The organism is Otoolea muris, from assembly GCF_943193115.1.
Classification (GTDB): Bacteria; Bacillota; Clostridia; order Lachnospirales; family Lachnospiraceae; genus Otoolea; species Otoolea muris.
Window position 1 is genome coordinate 35,023 of the sequence record NZ_CALPCY010000019.1, and the last position, 24,321, is coordinate 59,343.

At 51.2% G+C, this 24,321-nt stretch carries 36 protein-coding genes; all 36 read left to right on the forward strand.

Annotated features, from left to right (window positions below):
• Nucleotides 1–11: 11 nt before the first annotated feature.
• The 36 genes from NFS31_RS12875 (at nucleotide 12) to NFS31_RS13050 (ending at nucleotide 24,308) form a co-directional block, all read left to right on the forward strand.
• On the forward strand, nucleotides 12–566 hold the full coding sequence (locus tag NFS31_RS12875; RefSeq protein ID WP_251495673.1) for a hypothetical protein: 555 nt from the start codon (nucleotides 12–14) through the stop codon (nucleotides 564–566).
• A gap of 11 nt (nucleotides 567–577) precedes the next feature.
• Nucleotides 578–1,942: a DEAD/DEAH box helicase gene (locus NFS31_RS12880; protein ID WP_251495676.1), complete on the forward strand. Its 1,365-nt coding sequence runs from the start codon at nucleotides 578–580 to the stop codon at nucleotides 1,940–1,942.
• Complete coding sequence (locus NFS31_RS12885; protein WP_158604908.1) at nucleotides 1,939–2,112, forward strand: hypothetical protein; 174 nt, start codon at nucleotides 1,939–1,941, stop codon at nucleotides 2,110–2,112. Before NFS31_RS12880 ends, NFS31_RS12885 begins: the two co-directional genes overlap by 4 nt.
• Nucleotides 2,109–2,276: a hypothetical protein gene (locus NFS31_RS12890; RefSeq protein WP_158604907.1), complete on the forward strand. Its 168-nt coding sequence runs from the start codon at nucleotides 2,109–2,111 to the stop codon at nucleotides 2,274–2,276. The genes NFS31_RS12885 and NFS31_RS12890 overlap by 4 nt, the downstream gene beginning before the upstream one ends.
• 14 nt (nucleotides 2,277–2,290) lie before the next feature.
• Complete coding sequence (locus NFS31_RS12895; protein ID WP_251495679.1) at nucleotides 2,291–2,503, forward strand: hypothetical protein; 213 nt, start codon at nucleotides 2,291–2,293, stop codon at nucleotides 2,501–2,503.
• Between the two features lie 6 nt (nucleotides 2,504–2,509).
• Nucleotides 2,510–2,746 (forward strand): hypothetical protein, encoded by a 237-nt coding sequence (locus tag NFS31_RS12900; protein WP_251495681.1) that lies wholly within the window; start codon nucleotides 2,510–2,512, stop codon nucleotides 2,744–2,746.
• Nucleotides 2,728–3,861, forward strand: coding sequence for a hypothetical protein (locus NFS31_RS12905; protein ID WP_251495684.1), 1,134 nt, complete (start codon nucleotides 2,728–2,730; stop codon nucleotides 3,859–3,861). Before NFS31_RS12900 ends, NFS31_RS12905 begins: the two co-directional genes overlap by 19 nt.
• 2 nt (nucleotides 3,862–3,863) lie before the next feature.
• Complete coding sequence (locus NFS31_RS12910; protein ID WP_103240143.1) at nucleotides 3,864–4,313, forward strand: gp33 family protein; 450 nt, start codon at nucleotides 3,864–3,866, stop codon at nucleotides 4,311–4,313.
• A 5-nt stretch (nucleotides 4,314–4,318) separates the two neighbouring features.
• A complete protein-coding gene (locus tag NFS31_RS12915; RefSeq protein WP_103240142.1) occupies nucleotides 4,319–4,870 on the forward strand; it encodes a hypothetical protein in 552 nt (183 codons plus the stop codon).
• A 12-nt stretch (nucleotides 4,871–4,882) separates the two neighbouring features.
• Nucleotides 4,883–5,215 carry a hypothetical protein gene (locus NFS31_RS12920; protein ID WP_103240141.1) on the forward strand — a complete coding sequence of 111 codons (333 nt, stop codon included), beginning with the start codon at nucleotides 4,883–4,885 and terminating at the stop codon, nucleotides 5,213–5,215.
• 21 nt (nucleotides 5,216–5,236) lie between these two features.
• Nucleotides 5,237–6,055: a hypothetical protein gene (locus NFS31_RS12925; RefSeq protein WP_251495687.1), complete on the forward strand. Its 819-nt coding sequence runs from the start codon at nucleotides 5,237–5,239 to the stop codon at nucleotides 6,053–6,055.
• A 65-nt stretch (nucleotides 6,056–6,120) separates the two neighbouring features.
• Nucleotides 6,121–6,474 (forward strand): DUF7768 domain-containing protein, encoded by a 354-nt coding sequence (locus NFS31_RS12930; protein ID WP_251495689.1) that lies wholly within the window; start codon nucleotides 6,121–6,123, stop codon nucleotides 6,472–6,474.
• Entirely contained in the window at nucleotides 6,471–9,248 is a 2,778-nt protein-coding gene (locus tag NFS31_RS12935; protein WP_251495691.1) for a DUF927 domain-containing protein, read from the forward strand. The genes NFS31_RS12930 and NFS31_RS12935 overlap by 4 nt, the downstream gene beginning before the upstream one ends.
• Before the next feature lie 409 nt (nucleotides 9,249–9,657).
• A complete protein-coding gene (locus NFS31_RS12940; protein ID WP_251495694.1) occupies nucleotides 9,658–10,128 on the forward strand; it encodes a hypothetical protein in 471 nt (156 codons plus the stop codon).
• A complete protein-coding gene (locus tag NFS31_RS12945; protein WP_251495697.1) occupies nucleotides 10,125–10,352 on the forward strand; it encodes a hypothetical protein in 228 nt (75 codons plus the stop codon). The genes NFS31_RS12940 and NFS31_RS12945 overlap by 4 nt, the downstream gene beginning before the upstream one ends.
• Nucleotides 10,353–10,378: 26 nt before the next feature.
• Nucleotides 10,379–11,125: a hydrolase gene (locus NFS31_RS12950; protein ID WP_251495699.1), complete on the forward strand. Its 747-nt coding sequence runs from the start codon at nucleotides 10,379–10,381 to the stop codon at nucleotides 11,123–11,125.
• Nucleotides 11,126–11,413: 288 nt separating this feature from the next.
• The gene (locus tag NFS31_RS12955) at nucleotides 11,414–11,908 is read left to right on the forward strand and encodes an ASCH domain-containing protein (protein WP_160229200.1); all 495 of its coding nucleotides are present in this window, start codon (nucleotides 11,414–11,416) and stop codon (nucleotides 11,906–11,908) included.
• Nucleotides 11,880–12,107 (forward strand): hypothetical protein, encoded by a 228-nt coding sequence (locus NFS31_RS12960; protein WP_160229199.1) that lies wholly within the window; start codon nucleotides 11,880–11,882, stop codon nucleotides 12,105–12,107. Before NFS31_RS12955 ends, NFS31_RS12960 begins: the two co-directional genes overlap by 29 nt.
• Nucleotides 12,104–12,370 (forward strand): glutathione peroxidase, encoded by a 267-nt coding sequence (locus tag NFS31_RS12965; RefSeq protein WP_251495701.1) that lies wholly within the window; start codon nucleotides 12,104–12,106, stop codon nucleotides 12,368–12,370. Before NFS31_RS12960 ends, NFS31_RS12965 begins: the two co-directional genes overlap by 4 nt.
• Nucleotides 12,363–12,566, forward strand: a complete 204-nt coding sequence (locus tag NFS31_RS12970) for a hypothetical protein (RefSeq protein WP_160229198.1) — start codon at nucleotides 12,363–12,365, stop codon at nucleotides 12,564–12,566. The genes NFS31_RS12965 and NFS31_RS12970 overlap by 8 nt, the downstream gene beginning before the upstream one ends.
• Nucleotides 12,567–12,569: 3 nt before the next feature.
• Complete coding sequence (locus NFS31_RS12975) at nucleotides 12,570–12,947, forward strand: hypothetical protein (protein WP_160229197.1); 378 nt, start codon at nucleotides 12,570–12,572, stop codon at nucleotides 12,945–12,947.
• Nucleotides 12,934–13,092, forward strand: coding sequence for a hypothetical protein (locus NFS31_RS12980; protein ID WP_160229196.1), 159 nt, complete (start codon nucleotides 12,934–12,936; stop codon nucleotides 13,090–13,092). Before NFS31_RS12975 ends, NFS31_RS12980 begins: the two co-directional genes overlap by 14 nt.
• Before the next feature lie 8 nt (nucleotides 13,093–13,100).
• Entirely contained in the window at nucleotides 13,101–13,517 is a 417-nt protein-coding gene (locus tag NFS31_RS12985) for a VRR-NUC domain-containing protein (protein ID WP_172455126.1), read from the forward strand.
• Nucleotides 13,514–13,885, forward strand: coding sequence for a hypothetical protein (locus NFS31_RS12990; protein ID WP_251495703.1), 372 nt, complete (start codon nucleotides 13,514–13,516; stop codon nucleotides 13,883–13,885). Before NFS31_RS12985 ends, NFS31_RS12990 begins: the two co-directional genes overlap by 4 nt.
• A gap of 83 nt (nucleotides 13,886–13,968) precedes the next feature.
• Nucleotides 13,969–14,313, forward strand: a complete 345-nt coding sequence (locus NFS31_RS12995; protein ID WP_103240131.1) for a hypothetical protein — start codon at nucleotides 13,969–13,971, stop codon at nucleotides 14,311–14,313.
• Entirely contained in the window at nucleotides 14,255–14,761 is a 507-nt protein-coding gene (locus NFS31_RS13000; RefSeq protein ID WP_103240130.1) for a hypothetical protein, read from the forward strand. Before NFS31_RS12995 ends, NFS31_RS13000 begins: the two co-directional genes overlap by 59 nt.
• Before the next feature lie 703 nt (nucleotides 14,762–15,464).
• Complete coding sequence (locus NFS31_RS13005; protein ID WP_120484843.1) at nucleotides 15,465–16,811, forward strand: site-specific DNA-methyltransferase; 1,347 nt, start codon at nucleotides 15,465–15,467, stop codon at nucleotides 16,809–16,811.
• On the forward strand, nucleotides 16,811–17,377 hold the full coding sequence (locus NFS31_RS13010; protein ID WP_120484842.1) for a hypothetical protein: 567 nt from the start codon (nucleotides 16,811–16,813) through the stop codon (nucleotides 17,375–17,377). Before NFS31_RS13005 ends, NFS31_RS13010 begins: the two co-directional genes overlap by 1 nt.
• Nucleotides 17,364–19,277, forward strand: coding sequence for a terminase gpA endonuclease subunit (locus tag NFS31_RS13015; RefSeq protein WP_243126727.1), 1,914 nt, complete (start codon nucleotides 17,364–17,366; stop codon nucleotides 19,275–19,277). Before NFS31_RS13010 ends, NFS31_RS13015 begins: the two co-directional genes overlap by 14 nt.
• A gap of 18 nt (nucleotides 19,278–19,295) precedes the next feature.
• Nucleotides 19,296–19,517 carry a peptidylprolyl isomerase gene (locus tag NFS31_RS13020; RefSeq protein WP_243126726.1) on the forward strand — a complete coding sequence of 74 codons (222 nt, stop codon included), beginning with the start codon at nucleotides 19,296–19,298 and terminating at the stop codon, nucleotides 19,515–19,517.
• A gap of 11 nt (nucleotides 19,518–19,528) precedes the next feature.
• On the forward strand, nucleotides 19,529–21,175 hold the full coding sequence (locus NFS31_RS13025) for a phage portal protein (protein WP_120398183.1): 1,647 nt from the start codon (nucleotides 19,529–19,531) through the stop codon (nucleotides 21,173–21,175).
• 19 nt (nucleotides 21,176–21,194) lie between these two features.
• Nucleotides 21,195–21,725, forward strand: a complete 531-nt coding sequence (locus NFS31_RS13030; RefSeq protein ID WP_120398184.1) for an HK97 family phage prohead protease — start codon at nucleotides 21,195–21,197, stop codon at nucleotides 21,723–21,725.
• An 11-nt stretch (nucleotides 21,726–21,736) separates the two neighbouring features.
• Complete coding sequence (locus tag NFS31_RS13035) at nucleotides 21,737–23,314, forward strand: phage major capsid protein (RefSeq protein WP_103240125.1); 1,578 nt, start codon at nucleotides 21,737–21,739, stop codon at nucleotides 23,312–23,314.
• Between the two features lie 22 nt (nucleotides 23,315–23,336).
• A complete protein-coding gene (locus tag NFS31_RS13040; protein WP_103240124.1) occupies nucleotides 23,337–23,669 on the forward strand; it encodes a DUF2190 family protein in 333 nt (110 codons plus the stop codon).
• A complete protein-coding gene (locus tag NFS31_RS13045) occupies nucleotides 23,669–23,980 on the forward strand; it encodes a hypothetical protein (protein ID WP_103240123.1) in 312 nt (103 codons plus the stop codon). Before NFS31_RS13040 ends, NFS31_RS13045 begins: the two co-directional genes overlap by 1 nt.
• Nucleotides 23,973–24,308 (forward strand): hypothetical protein, encoded by a 336-nt coding sequence (locus tag NFS31_RS13050; RefSeq protein WP_242982438.1) that lies wholly within the window; start codon nucleotides 23,973–23,975, stop codon nucleotides 24,306–24,308. Before NFS31_RS13045 ends, NFS31_RS13050 begins: the two co-directional genes overlap by 8 nt.
• Nucleotides 24,309–24,321 lie beyond the last annotated feature (13 nt).

Genomic DNA, 24,321 nt, shown 5'->3' on the forward strand with positions numbered 1-24,321 from the left:
GGAGGCAAGGTGTGGACAGGCGGGCTGTTATTGAGAGATTGGAGGACTTGCGGGAACATTGCAGGGAGATGATCGACAGAGTCGACCCAGAATGCATCTGGCGGAGCGACGCGGAAGCCCTTACCGAAGCTATTAAGGCGTTAAGCCTTGATATAGATAAAAACCAAAAAGGAGAATCAGACATGACGAGCGAAGCAAAAGTAACTATTGTAGCACACGACGGAACCACGAAGGAGCTTACCGGAGATACGGTGATATGCTTCACAGTATCCAAGGCGGCGGAGTTTTTAAGCGGAAAAGCCAAGATAATCGACGCAAACGAGGCTTTTGTAGGGCATGACATACCGGATCCGCTTTTTGCCGCGACGATTGCAAGCCTGGTCGGTTCCTTAATTGAGGTACGGCAGAAAGAAAGCCCCATGGCGGCAGCCTTTACCCTTCACGAAGTAAGCCGGATATTAGAGGCGAAAAGTAAGTCGCTGGTTAGCGGAGCTTCGGATCACCAGAAGGAAGCAGAGCTGGAGAAGGCCATAGAGGAACTTTTAAAAGCCGTATTTACCAGATAGGAGGCAGCAGGATGGCAAAGACACAGCAGGCCGCCCAGGGTAAAGGCTTCGGGCTTTTATTCGAGATGGGCTGCGGAAAAACTTTAACAGCGATTGCAATCGCCGGGGCCGCCTACGAAAAGGGAGAAATTGAAAAGGTTTTAGTAGTTGCGCCAACTTCGGTCTGCAGCGTTTGGCCGAAGGAATTTAGCGACTACGCAAACTTTAAATACAAGGTAAACGTACTTTTAGGCGATAAGAAGAAACGCCTGCAGGAGTTGGAGGCCCTTAAGAATTTCCCTTTTAAGGCTTTGAAGGTTGCGGTCATTAACTACGAAAGCACATGGCGGGAGGGGCTTTTTGAGGCGTTGATCGATTGGAAGCCGGATCTTGTTATAGCGGACGAGAGCCAGCGGATCAAGACCCACGACGCCGAACAGAGCAAGGCAATGCACCAGATCGGGGACGTTGCGAAGTATAAACTTATTCTTTCCGGGACCCCGGTGCAGAATGACGCTATAGACCTTTTCAGCCAGTACAGATTTTTAGACCCTACGATCTTCGGCTGGAATTACTACGCTTTCCGTAACCGCTACGCCATTATGGGCGGCTTTAACCGAAAGCAGATCGTAGGCTATAAGGACTTAGACCAGCTTATCCAGAAGGAGCATAGCATAGCTTACCGGGTAACGAAGGACGAGGCCCTGGACCTTCCCGAACAAACATTTTTAACCCGGTATATTCAGCTTGCAGGCAAGGAAAAGCAGCTTTACGACAAGATCAAAAAAGACAGCTTCGCAGAGCTGGAGAACGGCGGCATGATTACGGCCCCGACCGTACTTACAAAACTTCTGAGGTTGCAGCAGTTCACGGGAGGCTTTATCCAGGCGGACGAGGGAGTCAAGCCGGAGCTTGTTTTTAAAGGCAAGCTAAACGCTCTGGAGGATATTTTAGAGGATTACGTTATAGGCGAGGGAAAGAAGCTGGTGGTGTTTTGCCGCTTCCGCCCGGAGATTGACTTAATACAAAAGCTGCTTGAAAAGAAAAAGATACAGTACCGGAGCATATACGGCGACATCAAGATCGACGACCGGGGGCCGATTGTAGCAGACTTCCAGAAGGATCCGGAAATAAAAGTATTCCTTGCCCAGATTGACACCGCCGGCCTGGGTATTACCTTAACCGCCGCCGATACCTGCGTCTACTACAGCGAAAATTTTAACTACGCAGCTTACAGCCAGAGCCTGGCCAGGATCCACAGGATAGGACAGCGGAACGTATGCACCTATATCCATCTTGTAGTAGAGAAAACCGTAGATGAGGTTATTTTAAAGGCACTTTCCAAGAAAGAGGACCTTGCAAAAACCATTGTGGACGATTGGAGGCAGTATTTTTGATTGAGGCTATAAAAGTAACCCGGAGGCTTGACAAGGGACGCTTAAGCCTTCCGAGAGATTTTAGGGAGGCTGCAGGCTTCGATCCGTTTCAAGAGGTAAGCGTAGCCCTTGCAGACTTTGAGGGGGAAAAGGTTTTCATTATAGCAAAAAGGAAGGAGGAACCGAAGTGAAGTTAAACGAGGTATACAGCAAGCCGCTGAAGGATGTTATTGAGGCGTTGGAGCTTTCCGACATGAAGGTCCATACCGACGATGGCGGCAACGTAAAAGCTATTGAACTTAAGTATACAGAGAAGAAAGCGGATCCGGAACCTAAAACGAATCCGTGGGCATAGGAAGGAGAAAAGCCATGAGTACACCGAGCAAAGAAAAGGCAGTTTGTAAGACTTGCCAGCTTATGGAGCCGGAGATCGTAAGAAACGGCCGCAACATTTTTTATTGTATGCACCCGGAGGCAAAAACCGAGTGCCTGCCGCACCGGATCATCACCAGGAGCCGCGAAAGCGAGATACCGACAAAGACGGCGCCGAAGTGGTGCCCACTTAACCAGAAGGAGGGATAAAGAGCCATGCCGAAACATACCGAGCAGAAAGAAGAAATTGTAATTTGTAAGCATTGCGGCAAGCCGGAATATTGGGGAGCTATGCGCTGGCTTTCCGGGCGTTGTTCTTGCCGGAATTGTTACCGCAGCTTTTGGGAGGACCAGAACCACGAGAGATACACCTGGGACGACTTAGACGGGCCGCGCCCTACCATGGAAGAATATAAGGAGCAGGAGGCGAGGAAATGCGGAAATACGAATTAAGCATAAGCGCAGACTACGTCCCGGAATGGGGAACCACCGAAGCAATAAGGGAATACTTTCAAAATTCCATAGACGAGGAAACCAGGGACTCCAGCAATAAAATGTTTTTTGATTACGACAGCGCAACCCAGACCATCCGGATCGGAAACAAGCATAGCGACCTGGATATAAAAACGCTTCTTTTCGGAGTTACCACGAAGAACAAAGACAGCGCCATGATCGGGAACCACGGAGAGGGCTATAAGATCGCTACCGTTGTTTTACTTCGTTTAGGAAAAACCGTTGTTTTCCAGAATTACTGCCGCCGGGAAATTTGGCGGCCCCGACTTGTAAAGTCCCGCAGATATGGCGGTGTTTTGGTTCCTACTTTCTTCGTAGAGCCAGAGGCCGTGTGGAAGAAAATACCGGAGCATAGCTTAATTATTGAGGTCGGCGGAATAACACCGGAGGAATATCAGCAAATAAAAGATTGCAATTTGCACATGCAGGAAGGATATGCCCACCGGGACACCAGCTACGGCGCAATATTGGACGATGAGGAAAACAAGGGCCGTATTTTTGTAGGCGGGCTTTTCATTTGCAAGGAACCGAGGCTGGAGGATATAGGGATAGACTTTAAGCCGAAGGTCGTAAGATTGGAGCGCGACAGAAGCATGGTAAACAGCTTCGACGTTCAGTGGTACGCTGCCCGGATGGTTGAGGAATTGAAGGACGCAGAAACAACCAAGCGGTCGCTTAATTCCTATAGCGGGGTATATATAAATTCCTACAGCGTTCCCAGCGGACTGAAAAACGAAATAGCCGAGGACTTCATAAACGAGCATGGAGCGAAAGCCGTGCCAGTAAGCAACCAGGCAGACATGGAGAAACTTAAGAAGCGGGGATATAGGCCCGTCATTGTTTCCGAAGCGAAGCGCGACGTCATACTTGAATCGGAGCTTTACGAAGAAATTAGGGCGGAGAACACAAGGGAAAAGGAAAAAGCCCGCCCGCTTTACGACCGTTTCTGTGAATTTGCGGAGAAAATCGAGGACCGGCTGGAGGAAAGCGAAGTAACCACGCTTTATGAATTTTTGGACGAATTATCAGAGCTTGAAGAAAAAAAGGAGGACTAAAAGTGGCAGATATTTTTTTATTGATTGACGAATACAAGGAGTTGCTGGACGAGAAGGACCGGCTTAAGGACGCCACCACGAAAAACAATAAGATCCTGGAAGAAAAGCGCAAGGAGCTGGCCCAGGCCATGATCGATGCGGAAAGCCCGAGGATAAGCCGGGGCGGCTTCCTTTACAGCTTGCAGGATAAGACCAAGTACAACAAAATCGGCGGCTGCGACGAGAACGGCTTTTTTGAAACATTGGAGGAACATGGGCTGGGGGATATTATTAAGCGTACCGTAAGCGCGCAGACCTTGAACGGAGCTATGGCGGGACTTGTTGAGGAAAACGACGGGAAGCTGCCGGAGGACTTCGAGGAATTTATTAAGCCCTACCAGTATTACGACGTAGGCAAGAGGAAAGAAACCAATAAGGCGGCAAAGAACGCCAAGCAGAAAAAGGAGGGATAGGACTCATGACGGATTACGAGCAGATGGAAATTGACGTAAGACTGGAGTCAGAAAAGGACCTTAAGACCAACGTAGGGAAGGTTATTAAGTTCTTTTACGACAAGCGCCGGATGGAAGCCGAGGAAAGCGGCTGGCCGCTTAAGCAGGTAAAAGGCAAGCATGAGGGCTATGGGATTGCGGCGGAGGCTTTCAGCAAGATCGGGGCGAAGATGAAAGCCCTTGACCGGGGAATGAAGGACTACCTGGCATTATTGCAGGTAAAGGGCGAGGACGGCGTGAGCATTTGCGGCGATATTTACGCCCAGGCGCTGGAGCTTGCCATGGAAGCCATAGGGATGGCGGCGGACGCCACCCGGATATTAAACGACCTTTATTACGGCTACGACAGCCGGACACCGATAGAGCAGGCAATAGCCGAAATGAAAGCCCAGGACGACCAGGAAGGGGCGGAGTTTGAGGAAGCCGAAGAATCCCAGGGCGGGGAGGAAAACGGCGACGGTGAGCCGCAGGAGGAAGCCGAGGGGTACGACCCGGACGGAAAACCGGGAGAAGATTAAGGAGGACATGAGATGGCTTTAAAAGTAAATGAGATTGTAAAGGTTGAGGTGGAAGCCAGCGACGGCCAGGTCTTGAGAGAGGGCGACGCTATTATGCTTCGGGTAAGCAGACGGACCCCGGAGGACGTAGTCTGCAGGTTTGCCGGACTTTCAAACGGCTACTTTGTTACCACCACCCTGGACGGACAGCACGAAAACAAGTACCGCCAGGCAAGCATTGAAACCTGTTACCGCATTAAGGAAGTAGAGAAGATCCCGCCCCAGGAACTTAATGGAACGGGCAAGGAAGCAGCAGACACAGCAGCACAGAGCGCAGCCGCACCGACTATGATGCCGGGCGCATAAATAAAAGGAGGATATAACACCATGGCAGAAGCTAAAGCAAAAAACGAATTGGCAGTAGTAGACAACTTCGACCTGCAGACCATTAGCGGAGATTTGGCGCAGGCGATAGCGGAGGAAATGGACGGGCTGGGCGCCCTTCCTTTTGACCGCGTCAAGATCCCTTCCGGCGGCGGGCTTGCGTTTGAGCTTCCGGGCGAGGACGACGAGAACCCGGAAAGCGCAACGGAGATCGTAGGCGTTATTTTGGATCACCACCCGGTCAACGCATACTGGCGTGAGAAGTTCGCCGGGGGCAACGAACAGCCGGACTGCTCCAGCCACGACGGCAAGCAGGGAGTGGAGAGGGAAACCGGGGAAATTAAGGACTGCGCCTTATGCCCTTATAACCAGTTCGGCAGCGACGACAAGGGGAAGGCTTGTAAGAACGTACATCGGGTATTTATTCTTCGGGAAGGGAACCCCGTACCCCTGGTGCTTTCTTTGCCGCCGACCAGCCTTAAATATATGCGGGACTATATCGCCAAGCGGGTGATCCTTAAGGGTTTCCGTTGCTGGCAGGCAGTAACCAAGATCACGCTGAAGAAAGAAAAGAATGCCGCCGGGATTGCGTACAGTCGGGCAGTATTTACCTTCGTAGGGAAATTAAGCCCGGAAAAGGCAAAGGAAGCCGAAGCCATGAAAGACTGCGTTAAGCAACAGTACCGCCAGCTTGACGTAGAGGGCGCAGACTACAACGCAACCACAGGAAACACCCAGGATGGACCGGCAGCACCGAAAACCGACGAAGCGGGCTTTATGAACGTACCGGAAGGGAGCGACGAGGATCTGCCCTTTAATTAAAGGCATAGGCTGGGGCGGGGCGCTTACCCCCCCCCCAGCTAAAAAGACGGTTGGAGGATAAGCGCATGGACAAGGTATATATAATTTCACGTTATAGAGCGTTCACGGAAAGCGGGATGGAATTTAACCGCAGGGTGGCGAGGTATTTCTGCAGAAAAGTTGTTTTAGAGGGGAAGATCCCGGTCGCCCCGCATTTGTTTTATACCCAGTTCCTGGACGAGAGCCAGGAGAAGGAGCGGCAGATCGGGCTTGATATAGGACTTAAGGAGCTTCGGGAGGCTGACGAGTTTCTTTTGATTATTATAGGCGGGCGGATAAGCGAAGGGATGCGGCGGGAAATACGCCAGGCGACAAGAGCCAGGATGCGTGGAAGGGTAGTATATATGACCCGTAAAGAGATTAAGGAAGTGATAGGATGAACGCCGAACAGCTTAATATAGACGACTTCGTCAATTACGAAGCGGAGTACAGAAGCGTCATAAAAGGCGCGAAGCCCAGCGGAAGCAGTTTAGTCGGCCGCTGCCCCTTCCACGACGACAAAAAGAACAGTTTCAGCGCAGACCTAAAAACCGGACAGTGGCACTGCTTCTCAGAGGACCGCGGGGGAAACTTCGTAAGTTTCTGGGCGGAGCTTCACAACGTAGACACCAAGGAAGCCTATAAGCAGATTTTAGAGAAGTACGGAAAGCTGACCGAGCCGGACCCGAAGAAAAACAAGCCAGCCAAGCCAAAAAATAAAAGCTACACCCTCGCAGAGTATACCTTTAATAAGCACTTGCCGGAGGACTTTTTAAAGGACACCTGCGGCATCAGCACCGCCAAGGATAAGGACGGGACGCAGTACCTTAAAACGCCTTACTTCAACGAAGAAAACACAACGCCGATCTTTCGGAAGCGTTACGGCGATAAGGAATTTAGATGGAGCTGGGGCAGCGCCGGGAAGTTGATTTTATACGGCGACTGGAGGCTGCCGGAAATACGGAAAACCGGATGGGCGGCTCTTGTAGAAGGGGAAAGCGATACCCAGACTTTATGGTATTTAAAAGTTCCGGCACTCGGATCACCAGGGGCGGCGAACTTCAACGCCCGGATGGTTCCGAAGTTGCAGGACCTTAAGCTGTATATACACCAGGAACCAGACCAGGGCGGCCAGACGTTCCTCGCTAAAGTTTGCCGGATATTGAAGGAGGAAGAATTTTTAGGCGAGGTTTACACATGGAGCTGTAAGCAGTTCGGAGTCAAGGACCCGTCGGAGCTTTACTTAAGGGACGGAGCGGAAAAGGCATCCGAGAAGATACAGAAAGCCATAAAACACGCCCAGAAGTTAGACCTTGACGACCTGTCCGGGGCGATACCGGAAGCCATAAAAGGGGCGCCCGCGAACCTTCGCCAGCCGGAGGGCTGGATCTATTCAGAGAAGGGCATAAGCCACATAGACGAAAAGAAAGCGATACCGACCATGGTCTGCAGAACGCCGATCATATTAACCCAGCGGCTTAAGAGCATGGAAACGGGCGAGGAAAAAATAGAGATTGCATTTAAGCGGGACGGGCAGTGGAGCCGGGCTATATACCCGCGTTCTACTATATTCACTTCCCGGAATATAACCGCGCTTGCAGATTTGGGATGCACCGTAACCAGCGAGAACGCCAAGCAGGTCGTGAGCTTCCTGGCCGCATTGGAGGCGGAGAACATAGACATTATACAAAAGGCGGATAGTACATCCACCTTCGGCTGGCAGACGCGGGGCCGGTTCCTTCCAGGACACGGGGACGACATAGTGCTGGATATTGAGCCATCCTTAAGAGGTTGGGCGGCGGCTTACCACACCGCCGGAACCTTCGAGGGATGGATCGCCACCATGCAGCCGCACCGGAGCCGGGACAAGTTCCGCTTTATATTGGCGGCCAGCTTCGCCGCCCCGCTTCTTAAAATCATTCAACAGCGGATATTTTTTGTATATAACTGGGGCGGATCCAAGGGAGGAAAGACCGCAGCCCTTAAGGCGGCACTTTCCGCCTGGGGGGACCCGGAACGCCTTATGGTAAATTTCAACGCTACCCAGGTCGCCCTGGAGAGGATGGCGGGCTTTTATAACGACTTGCCACTCGGCATTGACGAGCGGCAGCTTGCAGGACAGAAGCAGGAGAACCTGGAAAAGATTGTTTACATGATCGCCAGCGGAACCGGAAGGGCCAGGGGAAGCAAGGGCGGCGGACTGCAGACGCTTAACACATGGCGCACCGTAGCCCTTGCCACAGGCGAAGAACCTTTAAGCACCGACACCACGCAGACCGGAGTCAGTACCCGTGTACTGGAGATATACGGCGGCCCTTTCGACGACGAGAAATCCGCCAGCCTTATGCACCAGCAGGCGCCTACAAATTGCGGCTGGGCCGGCCCGGAGTTTATAAGCCACCTTTTAGCGACGGACGAGCGGACCATAACGGATCAATACGAAAAGATGGTAGAAGAAATTTACGCAGCGGCAAACGGTACCAGCGGCGCACATATAGCCGGGATAAGCGCGGTCGCCCTTGCGGATGCGATTATAGATACCTGGATATTTGGGAACGAAACGGACGAAAACCGGAACGAAGCGGAACAAAATGACGATTTACCGGAGCAAAACGCCGGAAATCGTAAAAAACCGCTTGAAATACGGAACGAATCCTGGGAGAGAGCCGTCCGGATGGCAAAGGCGATTATACAGGAGCAGCTCGCCGCAGGCGTAAGCGACGTAAACGAAAACGCCACCCAGTTTATAGTAGATTGGATATTGAGCAACCGCGCCCAGTTCGGGGACAAGGCAATCGGGACGTGCCTGGGGACAATAAGTCACGACCAGAGCAAGGCCTATATATTCCCTTCACTTCTTAACCAGGCATTAACCAAGGCCGGATATAGCCCCCGGAAAACTATGAAATATTTAGCGGATAAGAACATAATAACCAGCACACCAAAAGCAAACGGCGGCAAGGAATACTGCATAAGAAAATGGTTTGATAACAGAACGAGCCGCTTTGTTGAATTTGATTTAGGGAGATTTTCAAAACCTGTTGATCCATTAGACGAGGACGAGGCGGCAGAAGCCGCAGGCATTGAGGAAAAATCGAAAGCGGACGAGTGGCAACAGTTAGGCTTTGACACAAAGTCGCCCTTCGACGAGGAAGAAGCAGAACTGCCATATTAACTATACTTATTTCCTTACGCCTAAAAAATAGGCGTAAGGTTAGGCGTAAGGTTAGGCGTAAGGAAGAAAACCCCGAAAACAAGCGGCTTTTTAAGCCTATTATATATATTCTTACGACATTACGCCTATTATATAGGCTTATTGCAGAAGTAAAAAGGTAAAGAAAAAACGTGCGCTTTTTAAAAGTAACGGTATATTTCCAAAAAATAGGCGTAAGGCGTAAGGAATCAAAAGAACCCCTTATAAATTCAGAGTTTATCACATTACGCCATGCAAAAACAAAAAGGCGTAAGGAAATTTAGGCGGAAGGAGGTGGGCGGCCACGGAAAAAGCAGAAAAAGCCCTTGAAAAAGCGGCGGCAACGCTTGAAAAATACCGAAAAAATAAAACGCTTGTACCGCCGGAAGAATTGGCCGGGAAGTATAAAAAGTCGTTTGAGAAATTGAAGCAGCAGCTTAAGGAGGAATTAGAGGAATATTTAAGGCTTTTCGTTCTGGACGGCTTGCAGGTACGAAACGACGACGAGGGGCAGCAGGTCATAGCTGAAATTAACCAGGCATTTAAGGAGGCACAGATCGGCAGGCAGGTCGGGCGGGCAGCTTTCCGGGAATTTGACTTAGAGAAAATAAAACGGATTGCCGAAGAACACCGCCGGAAAGTAGGGGGGATATATAAAGCATACTTTGACCGCCACACTTGCCTCTACGCCGCCGGGCCTTCCTGGGACCCGGACAATCCACAGCCGCCGCTTATTTACAACGATATTGTGGATAAGTTCTACGACGAGGCGGCGGGCGGGTGGATAAGCAAAGAGAAGCCCCCAGGGGCGGCAATATTGATTTTCATTTCAGAAAAAAAGGAAGGAGGGAAGAAAGAGTGACGGAAAGAACATGGGCATTATTGATTATCTGCATAACCGTTATTTTTATAGCGGCTATTATAGCGGACTGCATTAAGAGCGTAAAGGGTATAAGGGATAAAGCGGAAAAGCTACAAAAATTTGAGCCGGAGCTTTGGGCGCACAACATACCATGCCCACCACATAAAGCCCCGATAACAAAAGGCGTTATAGTAGGCAGTAAAGAATGGCAGGAAGATGAATAAAACAACCGAGCAAAAGGAGGATAAGCATGAACAGACAGGAGAACGTAAAGAAATTTGAGGAACTTTTAAGCCAGGTAGACCGGGAAGGGATGCCCCAGCTTCTGGAGTACATCCGGGACAAGAGCGACTTTTACACGGCTCCGGCTTCTACCCGGTTCCACTTAAGCACCGAGGGCGGCTTACTGCAGCACAGCCTCAACGTGTACGAGTGCCTGCAGAGGAAAGCCCAGGCGGACACCGTATGGCACGACATTTTGACAGCAGCCGGGAAAGATGCCCTTATCATTTGCCCCTTGCTTCACGACCTTTGCAAAACGCATTTTTACAAGATCGATTTTAAGAACCAGAAAACCTATGACCCGGAGAAGGTAAAGGCGGCGGAGCGTTGGCAGGTAAAGAAAGATAACGCCGGGGCTTTCATTTGGGAATCGGTTCCCTGCTACACCGTAGACGACCGGGTGCCATACGGACACGGAGAAAAGAGCGTTATGATGATTGAGCAGTTTATGAGGCTTACCGGCCCGGAACGCTTCGCCATCCGCTGGCACATGGGATTTTCAGAGCCGAAGGAGCTGCATTTACAGCTTACCCAGGCTATGAGCAAATACCCACTTATACTTGCCCTTCACGAAGCGGACCAGGAGGCAAGCACACTTTTGGAGGACGAGAAGGACAACCGGGCATGGCTCACGGATGAGGGCAAGACCCAGGCAGGCCAGAACGAAGGGTGCGACTTCCAGGAGGCTGAGGCGATAGGAGAGGCGGGTGAGTAGGATGGAGTTTAATATATTCCAGCCGTTATGCCCTTTCAGCGGTTTAGCTTACGCATACCAGGACGACCACACACGCATGGAAATGGTATGCCATAGGGACGACCGCAGGCCAGACGGGCATAGCTGGAGCATTTGCGACGAAGGACACTGCCCATATTTTGGGATCCGGATAGTTGGAAGCAACGTCACTATATACAACAGCTATGGCGTAGAGTTGGGGCAGTGCGAAAGCATAGAGGCAACGGCAATATTACCCCCGGAAGATTATGAGTAAGGAGATGTAGAAAATTGAAAGCTATAACCGTTTGGCAGCCCTGGGCGCAGCTTTTGGCGGAGGGTAAGAAGCACGACGAAACGAGAAGCTGGCGGACGAATTACCGGGGCGAGATATTAATCCACGCAGCAAAGTCCGATCACAGCGGAATTTTATTACACATTCCAATGAATGAGCTTAAATATTTTCAAGAGGCAGGCATAACAAGCCGTATTGATAAACTGCAGACCGGAGCTATAATCGGTTCCGCAATTTTGACGGATTGCAAGCTGATAGATCAGGAATACCACGACTTTATAAAAGAGCTTTGCCCGGAAGAATATGCATACGGCGACTTCACGGTCGGTCGGTATGCCTGGAGGTTTGAGAAGCCGCAGCTATTCAAAACACCGATACCAGTATCCGGAAAGCAGGGCTTATGGAACTTCGGAGAAAACGTCCAGATCCGCAACGGCGAATTATACATAAAGGAGGCAGCGCATGGAAGGGAAAATGGAAGGATTGACTAAAGAGCAGATCATAGAAAACCAGAAGAAAGAGCTACAGAAGCTGGCGGCGGAAAATTGCTTTTTAGGCAACCAGGCAAAGGAGGCCCAGAAGGAAGCGGCGCAGATTAAGGAGGAATTGAGAATCGCCAGGAGCGACAACGAAACCTTGAAGGAAGCTATTGTAAATCGTTTTGTTTCAGAGTGGGGAGGCAGATCATGAACAGAAATAGAAAAGGCAATAAATACTTGATTACGAGGGCGAGATATAAATCTATAAAGGCTTTCGACCACCAGCAGATGGAACAATTCTGCACAGACATATATAAGAGCGGCTACCAGGACGGCAGAGAGAGCGTCCCAGGCGTTGACATTACGGCAATTATGAAAGCGATTGAAAATACCAAGGGGATCGGAGCCAAAAAGCTGGCAGACATAAGGGCCAGCATAGAGGCGGTATTTGCAAAGGACGGAGATAATGAGTGATAAGGATATTATAGACGGAGCCAACACCCTGGCGCTTCAATACTTTACGGCATACAACCGGATGCTGCAGCTTACCGGGAACTCGGAGGAAGCGATCCGGCTTACAAGTTCTTTGTTTGAGGCTATGTTTGCAGGGAACCGGCCACGGCCGGAACCAGGGGCGGGCGGCTTCACATTGTACTGGGATAGGAGGTAAACAGTGACTAAAGAGCAATATGACAAGGCGACGGAGATTAACAAGGAAATACAGAAATACGGGGACCTGATCGCAAGGATTAAGCAGGGGCTTTCTACGAAAAAAGTAGGGGACTCCATAGCAAAAGGGAAGCTGAAGAAAGACGGCGGCGACCATAACGCAGGGTGGCAGCTTCTCCGCTTCTTTCAGTTGAGGCTTGAAAAAGAAAAGGTTATTGTAATGCCTCATTACGAATTTGCACGGGGAATAGAGATAGACGCAGAGCCGGAGCTAATCGCCGTTATTCTTGATTATTTGGAGAAGAAAAAGAAAGCCTACGAGGCGGAGTTTGAGAAGATAGGAGGTGAGGGCCGTGACGGAGCAGAAAATGAAGCAGATTAACGCCTGGCTTAAGAAGGTAAACAAGGGCAAGCTGGAGATGCAGGAAAAGATGGTTATAGCCAACGCCACCATGGAGATGTTGGAGAAGTTGGAACCCATTTACGACAAGTACAACGGTAACAGTTGCGACGTCGCAAGAAAGTAGAGGCTTTGATGATTGATTTTGAACAGTTTAAAACCAAGGCGGAGGTCATTAAGTACCTTAAGGCTACGAAGGATATATCCTGCCAGACGACCGCACAGGCGGAGAAGTACCTGCGGGCGCACTTGCCAAAAGAAAGTTATTACCAGGATAAGATCATAAAGCACATAAGGGAACTTATACCCTCTTCCTTCGTTTGGAAAGCGGCGGCCGGACCATACAGCCGCCAGGGGATCCCGGATATTTGCGCCGTAGTAAACGGCCGGTATTATGGCTTTGAGGTAAAGCGGCCATTTATAGGCGTTCTTTCCAAGATACAGGAGCGCACCATACTGCAGATAAGGGCGGCAGGCGGGAAAGCCTACGTTGTTACATATCCGGACGAGGTAACAAGAATATTACAGAAAGAGATCGGAGGGACACCATGAGCAGAGAAGCGGAGCTTATAAAAGAGATTGACAAACATATCAAGAAAGCGGGCGGCCTTTACGGTTTGGAGCTTCCCGACAGCGACCTGCGGATCATACAGGCGGCGCTTGTTGAAAAAGAAGTCCGGATGAGCCGGATCGAGGCTGGGGACGTTGTAACAGATAACGGCTACCACCAGGAAGTCGTTATAACACGCATTGACAAGCACGGATATTTTGAAGGGTATTATGTAGCCGACGGCGTAACCGTAAAGGGGCTGGAAATTAAGAACTTTGTTAAGATTGCAGACAAAAGCGGAGAGTGGAAGTCCTGCAGGGGCGGCGTATACTTTCAGCGCAAGGGAGGCGATCCGCCAAGTGAGAAATAGCGAAGGATATAAGGATCCGACCGCCGGAGCAGCAATCGCCAGCGTGAGGCGACAGGAGAAGCGGCGAAGGAAGGAGGAAAAGCGTGAACAGAAAACAGGCGAGGGCAGCCATGCGGGGGAAAGCGAAGGGACCGAACTTAAACGACCCCAGGCAGGCGCAGGCAATGCTTGAAAATTTACCTATTGCCACATTGGTGGCCGGAATTAACAATAGCCTTGATATTCTGCAGAAAAGAGGTATACCCATTTCAGACTGGGACCAGAAAAAGCGGGAGCTATACAGGCTTAAGGTTTTCGGCGGCAAGGTTTACTTTTTAGCGGCTGAGTTAGACAGATCCGAGCAAAAAACGAATAAGGAGAACGAAGCCGATGGATCAGAAAAGCAAGCAGCGGAAAAACGGACAGAGCGAGGACAAGGAAACGCTTAAGGAGTATTTAAACCAGTATTACACCGGACGCATTAAGCGGTCACAGCTTGAAAGACGGCTTAAAAATATCCGGGCGGAAATGGATGCCCCTATAGGCGGCTACGGATATTCCCCGGTAAATTACGGAGGCACAAACAAAGTCGGATCCGGCGCCGCTTCCTTCGTTTACCGCATGAGCGAGATTGAAACCCGGATAGAGGACCAAAAAAGCCGGGTAGAAAAAGCACTTTTGAAAGTCATGGATATTATGGACTTTTTGGAGGAAAACAGCACGGAGCGGATGGTATTGGAGCTTCGCTTTATTGATTGCAAAGGCTGGGCGGCCATTGAGAAGGAGATGCACTTAAGCCGAAGCTCACTTTTTTCCTACCAGGACAAAGGGCTGGATAAGCTATTGACCTATAAGAAAGTACGCCAGATTTTAAGGGAGTATAAAAAAGAGGTTTGAAATATAGCCCCCTATGATACCCCCATATAATACCCCCGTATTTTCGCCCCATTTTTACAAGGCGAATTTTACGAGGGTATTTTATACCCCTTCATTTGGCACAGCACAGAGAAAAGCGTACATAGAAACATAACCCCATACAGCCCACAAGCCCAGCATTTACAAGGCTTCGCAAGTTTTTTAAACTTCGGACTCTTTTGGACTATTAAGTGTGCTAATATAGTAGCATGGACACGGAATAAAAAAGCATACCCCCATATAATAAGCCTATAATAAGCCCAATTTTTAAAGCTATACCCCCATATAGCAGGGCATAATATAGGCTTATTATATTGCATACATACAAGCACAGCACCACGCCACAGCGCAAGCACACAAGGGCAAGCACCACAGCCCAGGGCATAGGCGCACATAGTACCATGGCACAGCATAGCGCGAGGCAGGCACAGCACAAGCAAGCATTGAAGCAGAGAGGGCAAGGCATACAGCACCACACCGAAGCAACGCAAGCAAAGAGAGAGGGCGACAGGGCAAGCCCCTGGCTGCGCTGTTCAGCAAGCCCACCCGCACAACTCGCAGTAGGTACTTACCAAGCCATATCCGGCCTGCGGGGCGAGGAAGGCGCGGTATTTTTGGCGATAAAATCGAAAAAAAATTTTGCCTTTCGTTACGCAAGGGCAGAACCGGAAGGAGGAAACGGACTATGGAGCTGGTAAAAAGACAGCTTGCAGACCTTAAACCAGCGGAATATAATCCGCGAAAAGCATTAAAGCCGGGCGACCCGGAGTACCAGCGCATAGCCGCCAGTATAGAAGAATTTGGCTACGTTGACCCGATTATTATCAACGCAGACAATACCATCATAGGCGGCCACCAGCGGCGCACGGTCATGCTTGATTTGGGCTACACAGAGGCGGACTGTATTCTGGTTGAGATGGACAAGACCAGGGAAAAGGCTCTCAATATTGCCTTGAACAAAATAACCGGAGAATGGGACGAGGCGGCCTTAAAGGATTTATTGATAGATTTGGATAAGGCAGACTATAACGTGGGGCTTACAGGCTTCGGAGGCGACGAGATCGAAAAGCTATTTGCAGCCGTTGAACTTACCCAGGAGGCAAACGACGACGGCTATGACCCGGACGAGAAGCTGAAGGAGCTTAAGGAGGTTCGGACGCGCCCCGGCGATATTTGGCAGATGGGGAGCCACCGCCTCATGTGCGGGGACGCTACAGACATTTCAGACATTGAGCGGCTGATGGAAGGAGCAACGGCCGACCTTATCATCACCGACCCACCTTATAACGTAGATTACGAAACCAAAGATAAGAGCCTGGAGCGTTCCTATAAGCGGAACCGCACCCGGACAAATAACGAGATCCAGAACGACCGGATGAGCAACGACGCCTTTTACAGTTTCTTGTATAAGGCGTTTTCTAATTTCAACGAAGCAGCCCGCCCCGGCTGTTCGGTTTATATATTCCACGCCGACAGCGAGGGTATAAACTTCCGAACCGCCATGAAGGAGGCAGGCTTTTACCAGGCGCAGACGCTGATCTGGGAGAAAAACCAGTTTGTCATAGGCCGCCAGGATTACCACTGGCGCCACGAGCCGATCTTATATGGTTGGAAGGAGGGCGGCGGTCATTACTTCGGCGGAGGGCGCGGACAAGATACCGTTTTCATAGAAGATGATATAGACTTTTCAGCCATGAAGAAAGCGGAGCTTGTCGCCTACATTGAGGGCATCCGGGAACGCCTGCAGGAGAACACGTCGGTCTTGTACGAAAAGAAGCCAGCCCGGAGCGATATGCACCCGACCATGAAGCCCGTGGCGCTTTTCGGCCGGCTTATTACCAATAGCAGCAAGTACGGCGACACGGTCGCTGACTTTTTCGGAGGGAGCGGCACGACGCTGATCGCTTGCGAACAGCTTAACCGCAGCGCATACCTTATGGAGCTTAACGAAAAGTACTGCGATATTATTATAGACCGTTGGGAAGAATACACCGGCCAGAAGGCCGTAAGAGTGAGGGAGGGCGGAGCATAATGGCAGAGGAAAAAGCAAGCGGCGGGCAGTTCGTAAAGGTTGAAATCATAGCCCAGATTTTCGGAGTTTCCGTCCGCAGGGTGCAGCAACTTACCCAGGAGGGAATCATAAAGACGGACGAAGTCCCCGGAGAGGGCAGGCGTTACGAGCTTGTACCGACCATTAAAACATATATTCAGTATTTGTCCGACAAGGCATACGGCAAGGGCAAGTCCGAAAAGGAAACGGAGTTAAGGCAGCAGAAGCTGGAGGCAGAAATCGCCCTAAAGGAAAGCCAGGGCGAGATGCACCGCATGAGGGCGGAGATCGCCGCCGGGAAATATATAGATGTTGAGGAAGTAGCCTTAGATTATCAAAAGTTTTTCGTTTCCTTCAAACGGTTCGCTATGGGCATACCGTCCCGGCTTGTAAGCATAGTAAGCGATAAGCTGGAGCCATTGGAAGCCCGCAAGGCGGAGAAGGAAATGAGCGCAGAAGTAAAGCGTATGCTTCGGGCTTTTGTCGTAGCCGGATATACACCGGAGCTGGGGGAAGAAAAGCCAGGGAAGCGCCGTGCAAAAACCTAAACAGCTACGCCTCCGGAAATACGAATGCAAGGCATACCAGAAATCCGCGCTTGAATACTTGAATCCCCCGGAAGATATGGCAGTATCCGAGTGGGCGGAACAATACAGGGTGCTTTCCAGTTTGACCAGCGCAGAACCGGGGCCATGGAGCAACGACCGGACTCCGTATCTGGTAGGCATCATGGATGAGTTTCTAAACCCAGAAACGGAAGAAATAGACTTTTGCAAGCCTACCCAGTGTGGCGGAACCGAGGCGGAGCTTAATATGCTGGGCTACATTATCCAGCAGGACCCGTCCCCCGTGGAAGTTGTATACCCTACGGAAACCATGGCTGGCAGCGTTTCAGAAAAGCGGATCAGGCCCATGATAGAAGCAGCCCCGACCCTTTATAAAAAATTTGATAAGAACAGCAGCAACTTAGAGCTTGACTTTGATGATATGTTTATAAAACTTGTTTGGAGTAACAGCCCTTCCGGGCTTGCTTCTTTCGCCATGAAATACCTTTTTCTTGACGAGGTGGACAAGTACCCAGGAGCCAGCAAGAAAGAGGCGGATCCGATCAGCCTGGCAAAAGAGCGTACAAAGACTTTCCGAAACAGCAAAGTCTATATGACCAGCACACCGACCATAAGGACGAACCACATCTGGAAAGCCAAGGAAGGAGCCGACGCAGAAAAGCATTACTTCATACCTTGCCCGCATTGTGGGGAGTTTATAGAGCTTCACTTTGACAACCTTAAGTGGCCCGGAAAAGATAAGGATCTTGTGGACGCATACGGAGAGGATGCCATAAAGGAGAAGCTGGGGAACTTTGAGCCGATAGACGACTCGGAGGGTTTGAGCGACGCAGACCGGGCGGAGTTTGCTTTTTACGTTTGCCAGGAGTGCGGATGCGTAATCACGGATGCCCAGAAGCAGCAGGCAGTAAAGAAGGGACACTGGGAGGTCGTAAGACAAACAACCCGCTTTGTAAAAAAGGTTTGTTTCTGGATAAATACGCTTTATAGCCCCTTCGTCCGGTTTTCCGAAATTGCGAAGGAATTTATGGACAGCAAGGCGGACCCGGAGAAACTACAAAACTTCGTAAATTCCTGGCTTGCAGAACCATGGGAAGATACCAAGCTAAAGACCAGCAAGGACCTTGTTATGGAGCGGCAGACGGAGCTTGCAGAGTTTACCGTGCCGGATTGGACGAAGCTGCTTACCGCAGGCGTAGACGTACAGGAAAACAGCGTTTACTGGACAATAAGAGCCTGGGGCGACTTCTTGACAAGCCAGAACGTAGCACACGGCCAGGCTTACAGTTTTAAAGAGGTTGAGCAGATTATGAACCTTGAATATAAGACAGAGTCCGGAGCCGTTGCAATAGTAAACCTATGCCTCATAGACTCCGGCTACGAAGCAGACTCCGTATACGATTTTTGCGCCTTGAACGCAGAATGGGCGAAACCGGCCAAAGGATCCAGCAACCCCATGCAGAGCCATTTTAAGCTGAGTACCGTCAATAAGGACGCTTCCAAGGCTTACGGTATGGATCTTGTTATCGTTGACGGCGGCAAGTATAAGGACATGATCGCCAGCAGGATGCACCGGAAGAACGGCAACGGAAGCTGGATGGTATACAAGGGCTGCGACGAGGAATACGCCGAGCAGGTAACGGCAGAGCATAAAATCCTCGTTAAAAACGGAAACAGCAAGCCGCGGCTTGAATGGGTGCCAAAGCACAGCCATGCGGACAACCATTATTTAGACGCGGAAGTCTACGCCATGGCGGCAGCAGATACCCTGGGCGTCCGTATGCTTCACTTGCAGAACATACAGGAGGAACCGCAGGAGCCGAAGAAAGAGCAGTACACGCCGGAGGAAGAATGGATAAGCCAAAACGAAAGCTGGCTATAGCAGGAAGGAGGGAACCGGGTGGAAGAACAGATGACAGCGCAGGAAATGCTTACCGAAGTAAATAACGCTATTTACGCTATATGCGTAGGCGGGCAAAGTTACAAGATAGGCTCCCGGCAGCTTAACCGGGCAGACCTTAACACATTATACAAGATTAAGAACGACCTTATGGCACAGGTCGCAGGAAGTACACCGGGCTTTTTGGACGATTGCTACGTCGCAGTATTTGACCGAAGATAGGAGGGAAAGAAGTGGGAAACGTATTAGACAATATAATCGGCTTCATTTCCCCGGCAGCCGGAGCCAGAAGGGAAGCATGGAGGCAGTACCTGGACGAGCAGCGCCATTATGACGCCGGGGGCTATGACCGCCTTAACGCCGGGTGGGTGGCCTATAACCAGAGCGCAGAGCAAACGGACCGCTACAGCCGGGACACCATAAGAGCCAGGGCCAGGGACTTAGAGCGAAACAGCGATATGGCAAACAGCGTGATCGGGGCATACCGCCGGAATGTAGTAGGCCACGGCTACACGCTTCGGGCAAGAACCAGCAATGAAACGCTTAATAAGCAGATACAGGAAGCCTGGATAGAGTGGTGCAAGCGTAAAAATTGCGACGTAACCGAAACGCAGAGCTTTAACCAGATGCTTAGAATGGCGGAGCGCCGGAAGAAGGTAGACGGAGGAATCCTTTTTAAGAAGTGCTACACCAGCGGAGGGCTGCTGCCCTTTAAGTTGCAGGCGTTGGAAGTTGACGAGCTGGACACCGGACGGGCAGCGCCGCACAACCCGAAACACCGGGTGGTCGGAGGGATTGAGCTTAACACCTATAACAAGCCCATGGGCTACTGGATCCGCCAGTATAACGTAGACGGCTTCGGGCAGATTGAACCCGTCTATGTTCCGGCAAAAGATATTATTTTCTATTTCACGAAAGACCGCCCTTCCCAGGTTCGGGAGATGAGCGACCTGGCCCCGACCATTACCAGGGTAAGGGACGCGAATGAGTTTATGACGGCGGTAAGCGTAAAGGAGCGCATAGCCGCCTGCCTTGCCGTTTTCGTAAAGAAGATCATACCGACAACCGGGAACTTTGCAAGGGGCGTGGGAGTAAGCGACGGGAGGCCCCGCGAGGACTACGACGGAAAAAGGATAAGCCCCGGCATGATAAAGGAGCTTAACGCCGGGGACGAGATCCAGGTCGTAAACCCGACCGGACAGGCAACGGATGCCGCCAGCTATATCAAGCTGCAGCAACGGCTTATAGGAGCCGGGCAGGGCTTAAGCTACGAGGCTACCAGCCGGGACATGAGCCAGAGCAACTACAGCAGCGCAAGGCAGGGAATCATTGAGGACGGCCAGACCTACATAGAGGACATAGAGCTGCTGAAGGAAGTAGTTATGGACGAGGTATACGAAACCTTCATAATTTCCGGCGTCCTTTCCGGCTTATTCAATATCCCCGGCTTTTGGGAGGATAAGCAGAAATATTTTAAGCACGAGTGGGTGGCGGCGCCGAAGCCGTGGATCGACCCGGCGAAAGAAGCCACAGCTACCAAGGTCGCACTGCAGACCGGACAAAAGACATACCAGCAGGTCGCAGCGGAGAACGGCAAGGACTGGAAAGAGCAGATAGACGAAACCGTCGCCGTTTTAGAATACGCCAGGAAAAAAGGCATTGAGATGGGAGGTGTTATATTTGACAGAACCGAAGCGGAGCTTACACCTGCAGACGAGCAGAAGCCAGAACCGGGAGCAGTTCCCGGCGGACCTACTGACCAGGGCGGAGGAAACCAGCCACCAGGGCAGCAGCCGGGGAACGGGCAGCAGGACGGCAACCAGCCAGCCGCAGACGGCGGCGAAGGACAGCCAGAAGGAAAACCAGATAAGGGCGTTTAGTTCGGCAACAATCCGGGCTATGGAAGGGGAAGGGAATGAACGGAAGTTCATTCTTTCGTTTTCTTCGGAAGAACCTTACGAGCGTTTCTGGGGTAAGGAGATTTTAGACCATAACCCGGCAGCCGTTGACCTTACCCGGCTTAACACAATAGGAGTCCTTCTTTTTAACCATAACCGGGATAAGGTTATAGGCAAGATCAACCGCGCCTGGATTGAAAACCAGCGGGGCATGGCTGAGGTAGAATTTGACAGCGACGAAGAAAGCGAGGTCATTTTTCAGAAGGTAAAAAGCGGGACGCTCAAGGGCGTTTCCGTTGGGTATAAGATTGGTGTGATTGAGGAAGTCATGCCGGGGAAGATATCCACCGACGGACGTTTTAACGGTCCTTGCGACGTCGCAAGGGAATGGATGCCCTACGAGATAAGCGTAGTAAGCGTCCCAGCAGACGCTACCGTGGGAGTAGGGCGGGAGCTTAAAGGGAATCCGCAGGCTCCGGAAACTTTAACTTGTTTTGAAGCACAACTTCAAATAAATAAAAACAGAAAATAGGAGGTACAGAGATGACACCGAAACAAAGACGAGAAGCCGCCATGCTGAAGCAGCAGGCCATTGTGAACGCCGCCAAGGCAGACGGCAACCGTGCGCTGACGGCGGAAGAACAGGCACAGTTTAACGCTCTCCAGAGGGAGATTGACGAAGCCCAGGCAGAGATCGACGCACAGGAGAGAGGGCTGGCAGGAGGAACCGGAGCGGCAGCAGCACCCCCGGCGGCGAATCCCCAGCAGACGACACCACCCCCGGCAACCGCACCGCAGACAGTACCTGCAGATGGACAGCGGAGCGCAACCGAGGCGGAGCGTAACCGGGTAACGGAAATTATGGCACTTTGCCGGGACTTCGATGTGGATCCGGCGGAGCATATCCGCAACGGTTCCAGTTTGGATCAGGTACGCAGTTCCATCCTTGACGGCATGAGGCAGACCGGAAGCCCTGTGGGCGTACAGGTCACCAGGGACGAAAACGAAACTTTCAGACAGAGGGCAACCGACGCGCTTATGCTTCGGGCAGGCGTACCCGTAGCCACCCCGGCAGACGGAGCGAATGAGCTTAGATCCATGAGCCTCCGCGACCTTGCTATTGAGTGTTTGAGCAGGGACGGGCGGGACACTATGCAGCTTTTGAGGATGCAGCCCGACGATATGTACGGCGAGCTTTGCCGCCAGTTCTACAACCCTACGGCAGCCTTTCCGGCGATCCTTGACAACACGATCAGAAAGAGCATTGTGCAGCTTTACAACGCAGTGCCTACGACCTTCCAGGCATGGACCACAAAGGGCAGCTTGAAGGACTTCAAGACCACAGCGGATCACGAATACGTGATCGGAGGTATGGGCGACTTCCTTCTGGTTCCCGAAAACGGCGAGCTTAAGCCGGATAAGCCCAGGACGGAGCTGCTGCCGAACCGCAAGCTGGACACCTACGGGCGGACATTCAGCATGACCCGCCAGGCGTTCATCAACGACGATATCGGCTTTTTAACGGAGGTTCCGGGGCTTTACGCAGCAGCGGCAAAGAAAACCATTGATAAGCAGGTCTATAGCTTGCTTTACAATAATGCCCCGATTTTCGACGGCGTAAACCTTTTCCATAAGAACCACGGGAACCTGATCGCAAAGGGCGGCAAGCCTACCCAGGCTTCGATCCAGGCTATTATCCTGCAGATGCAGCACCAGCGCGACCAGTTCGGGGAAGCTATTTACATTACCCCGCAGCATATTATTGTGCCTGTTGGCTATGAGTTTGAGCTGGCGGTCATTCTTCACAGCACCCAGGTAGTAGGCAGCAATAACAACGATATCAACCCGCTGTACAACTACCCGATCAATATTATTCAGACCCCGGTGCTTAACGCCCTGGCAGGGGATAAGGAAGTGCCGTGGTTTATGGTTGCAAACACCGCCAGCGCAAAACATATCCAGGTGGACTACTTGAACGGGCAGGAAACCCCGACCGTAAGAAGGATGGAAACGCCGGGTGTTTTGGGCTTCCAGTGGGATATTTACCTTGACTGGGGAATCGCCGTAAGGGACTTCCGCGGAATTGCAAAGAACCCTGGAGAAAAGATCGCAGCAGAATAAGAGATAAGGAGGATTAAAAGCCATGAGTAAAGCCGCATATTGGCAGAGAGGGGAAACCCTCGACTATAAGAACAATACGGACACAAAGATCGAGGCAAACACGGTCATTTCTTTCGGTTCCCATATTGGCGTCGCCGGGACGGATATCCTCCCCGGCGAGCTGGGATCGCTTGTAGTTACAGGCGTTTTTGAGATCGACAAGACCGCAACTGGAGCCATTGAGATGGGAACGGAGGTATATTTTGACGGGACCGGCATCACCGACACCAAGGGCGACGACACGCCGCTGGCAGGGTATGCGGCTCAGGCAGCAGCCGCAAGCGATACCGTTATCCTGGTAAAGTTGGGCGGCTGATGAAACAGCTTATAGCCGTTTTCCCCATACTTTTTGAAAGCCAGAACTATGAGCCGGGCGACGAGCTGCCGACACATAACGCCGGGCTTGTAGAAGTATGGATCGGAAACGGAACGGCGATATGGAAGGACACGGAGGAACCCAAAAAGCGGAGCGCAAAAGCGAGGCAGACAACCGCCCCCGCAGGGCTTCCCGGTGATGCTTACCCTTCCGCCGGAGCGGAGCAGGATTTAGTGGGAAAACCGCCGTCCAGGAAAACGAGGGGCGCACAGCCGGAACCGACCAAAGGAAGGAGGAAAAGCAGTGCGTAAGCCGCTGACATTTAAGGAGCTTCTGAGGCAGGACGTAAAAACGGTATTTCTTAACCCGGCAGAGTTTGGAGAGGAACACACGGTCAACGGAAAAACAATGCTGATCATTATTGACGATAACGAGCTTACGGAGAGGGAAAAGCGGATGAAAAGCAACATGGACGGCATATACAAAAAGCAAACGCTTGTATATGTCAGCGCCTTAGACTTCGGCCCGCTTCCGGGAGTAGGCAAGCCCGTCAAGATAGACGGCGCAACCTTTATCGTTACCGACAGCTTGAACGAGGGCGGCGTGTATTCCTTGCATTTGGAGGCGAATAAGAGTTGATCGAAATAAGCTA

Bases quoted from the DNA above. Each gene is read 5' to 3' on its own strand.
- NFS31_RS12985 (WP_172455126.1), top strand. From the start codon at position 13,101: ATGATTGATTTTGAACAGTTTAAAACCAAGGCGGAGGTCATTAAGTAC.
- NFS31_RS12915 (WP_103240142.1), top strand. From the start codon at position 4,319: ATGACGGATTACGAGCAGATGGAAATTGACGTAAGACTGGAGTCAGAA.
- NFS31_RS13000 (WP_103240130.1), top strand. From the start codon at position 14,255: ATGGATCAGAAAAGCAAGCAGCGGAAAAACGGACAGAGCGAGGACAAG.
- NFS31_RS12960 (WP_160229199.1), top strand. From the start codon at position 11,880: ATGGAAGGGAAAATGGAAGGATTGACTAAAGAGCAGATCATAGAAAAC.
- NFS31_RS12905 (WP_251495684.1), top strand. From the start codon at position 2,728: ATGCGGAAATACGAATTAAGCATAAGCGCAGACTACGTCCCGGAATGG.
- NFS31_RS12900 (WP_251495681.1), top strand. From the start codon at position 2,510: ATGCCGAAACATACCGAGCAGAAAGAAGAAATTGTAATTTGTAAGCAT.
- NFS31_RS12950 (WP_251495699.1), top strand. From the start codon at position 10,379: ATGAACAGACAGGAGAACGTAAAGAAATTTGAGGAACTTTTAAGCCAG.
- NFS31_RS12970 (WP_160229198.1), top strand. From the start codon at position 12,363: ATGAGTGATAAGGATATTATAGACGGAGCCAACACCCTGGCGCTTCAA.
- NFS31_RS13005 (WP_120484843.1), top strand. From the start codon at position 15,465: ATGGAGCTGGTAAAAAGACAGCTTGCAGACCTTAAACCAGCGGAATAT.
- NFS31_RS12935 (WP_251495691.1), top strand. From the start codon at position 6,471: ATGAACGCCGAACAGCTTAATATAGACGACTTCGTCAATTACGAAGCG.
- NFS31_RS12920 (WP_103240141.1), top strand. From the start codon at position 4,883: ATGGCTTTAAAAGTAAATGAGATTGTAAAGGTTGAGGTGGAAGCCAGC.
- NFS31_RS13030 (WP_120398184.1), top strand. From the start codon at position 21,195: ATGGAAGGGGAAGGGAATGAACGGAAGTTCATTCTTTCGTTTTCTTCG.
- NFS31_RS12925 (WP_251495687.1), top strand. From the start codon at position 5,237: ATGGCAGAAGCTAAAGCAAAAAACGAATTGGCAGTAGTAGACAACTTC.
- NFS31_RS12990 (WP_251495703.1), top strand. From the start codon at position 13,514: ATGAGCAGAGAAGCGGAGCTTATAAAAGAGATTGACAAACATATCAAG.
- NFS31_RS12880 (WP_251495676.1), top strand. From the start codon at position 578: ATGGCAAAGACACAGCAGGCCGCCCAGGGTAAAGGCTTCGGGCTTTTA.
- NFS31_RS13035 (WP_103240125.1), top strand. From the start codon at position 21,737: ATGACACCGAAACAAAGACGAGAAGCCGCCATGCTGAAGCAGCAGGCC.
- NFS31_RS12895 (WP_251495679.1), top strand. From the start codon at position 2,291: ATGAGTACACCGAGCAAAGAAAAGGCAGTTTGTAAGACTTGCCAGCTT.
- NFS31_RS13045 (WP_103240123.1), top strand. From the start codon at position 23,669: ATGAAACAGCTTATAGCCGTTTTCCCCATACTTTTTGAAAGCCAGAAC.
- NFS31_RS12965 (WP_251495701.1), top strand. From the start codon at position 12,104: ATGAACAGAAATAGAAAAGGCAATAAATACTTGATTACGAGGGCGAGA.
- NFS31_RS12980 (WP_160229196.1), top strand. From the start codon at position 12,934: ATGAAGCAGATTAACGCCTGGCTTAAGAAGGTAAACAAGGGCAAGCTG.
- NFS31_RS13040 (WP_103240124.1), top strand. From the start codon at position 23,337: ATGAGTAAAGCCGCATATTGGCAGAGAGGGGAAACCCTCGACTATAAG.
- NFS31_RS13010 (WP_120484842.1), top strand. From the start codon at position 16,811: ATGGCAGAGGAAAAAGCAAGCGGCGGGCAGTTCGTAAAGGTTGAAATC.
- NFS31_RS12930 (WP_251495689.1), top strand. From the start codon at position 6,121: ATGGACAAGGTATATATAATTTCACGTTATAGAGCGTTCACGGAAAGC.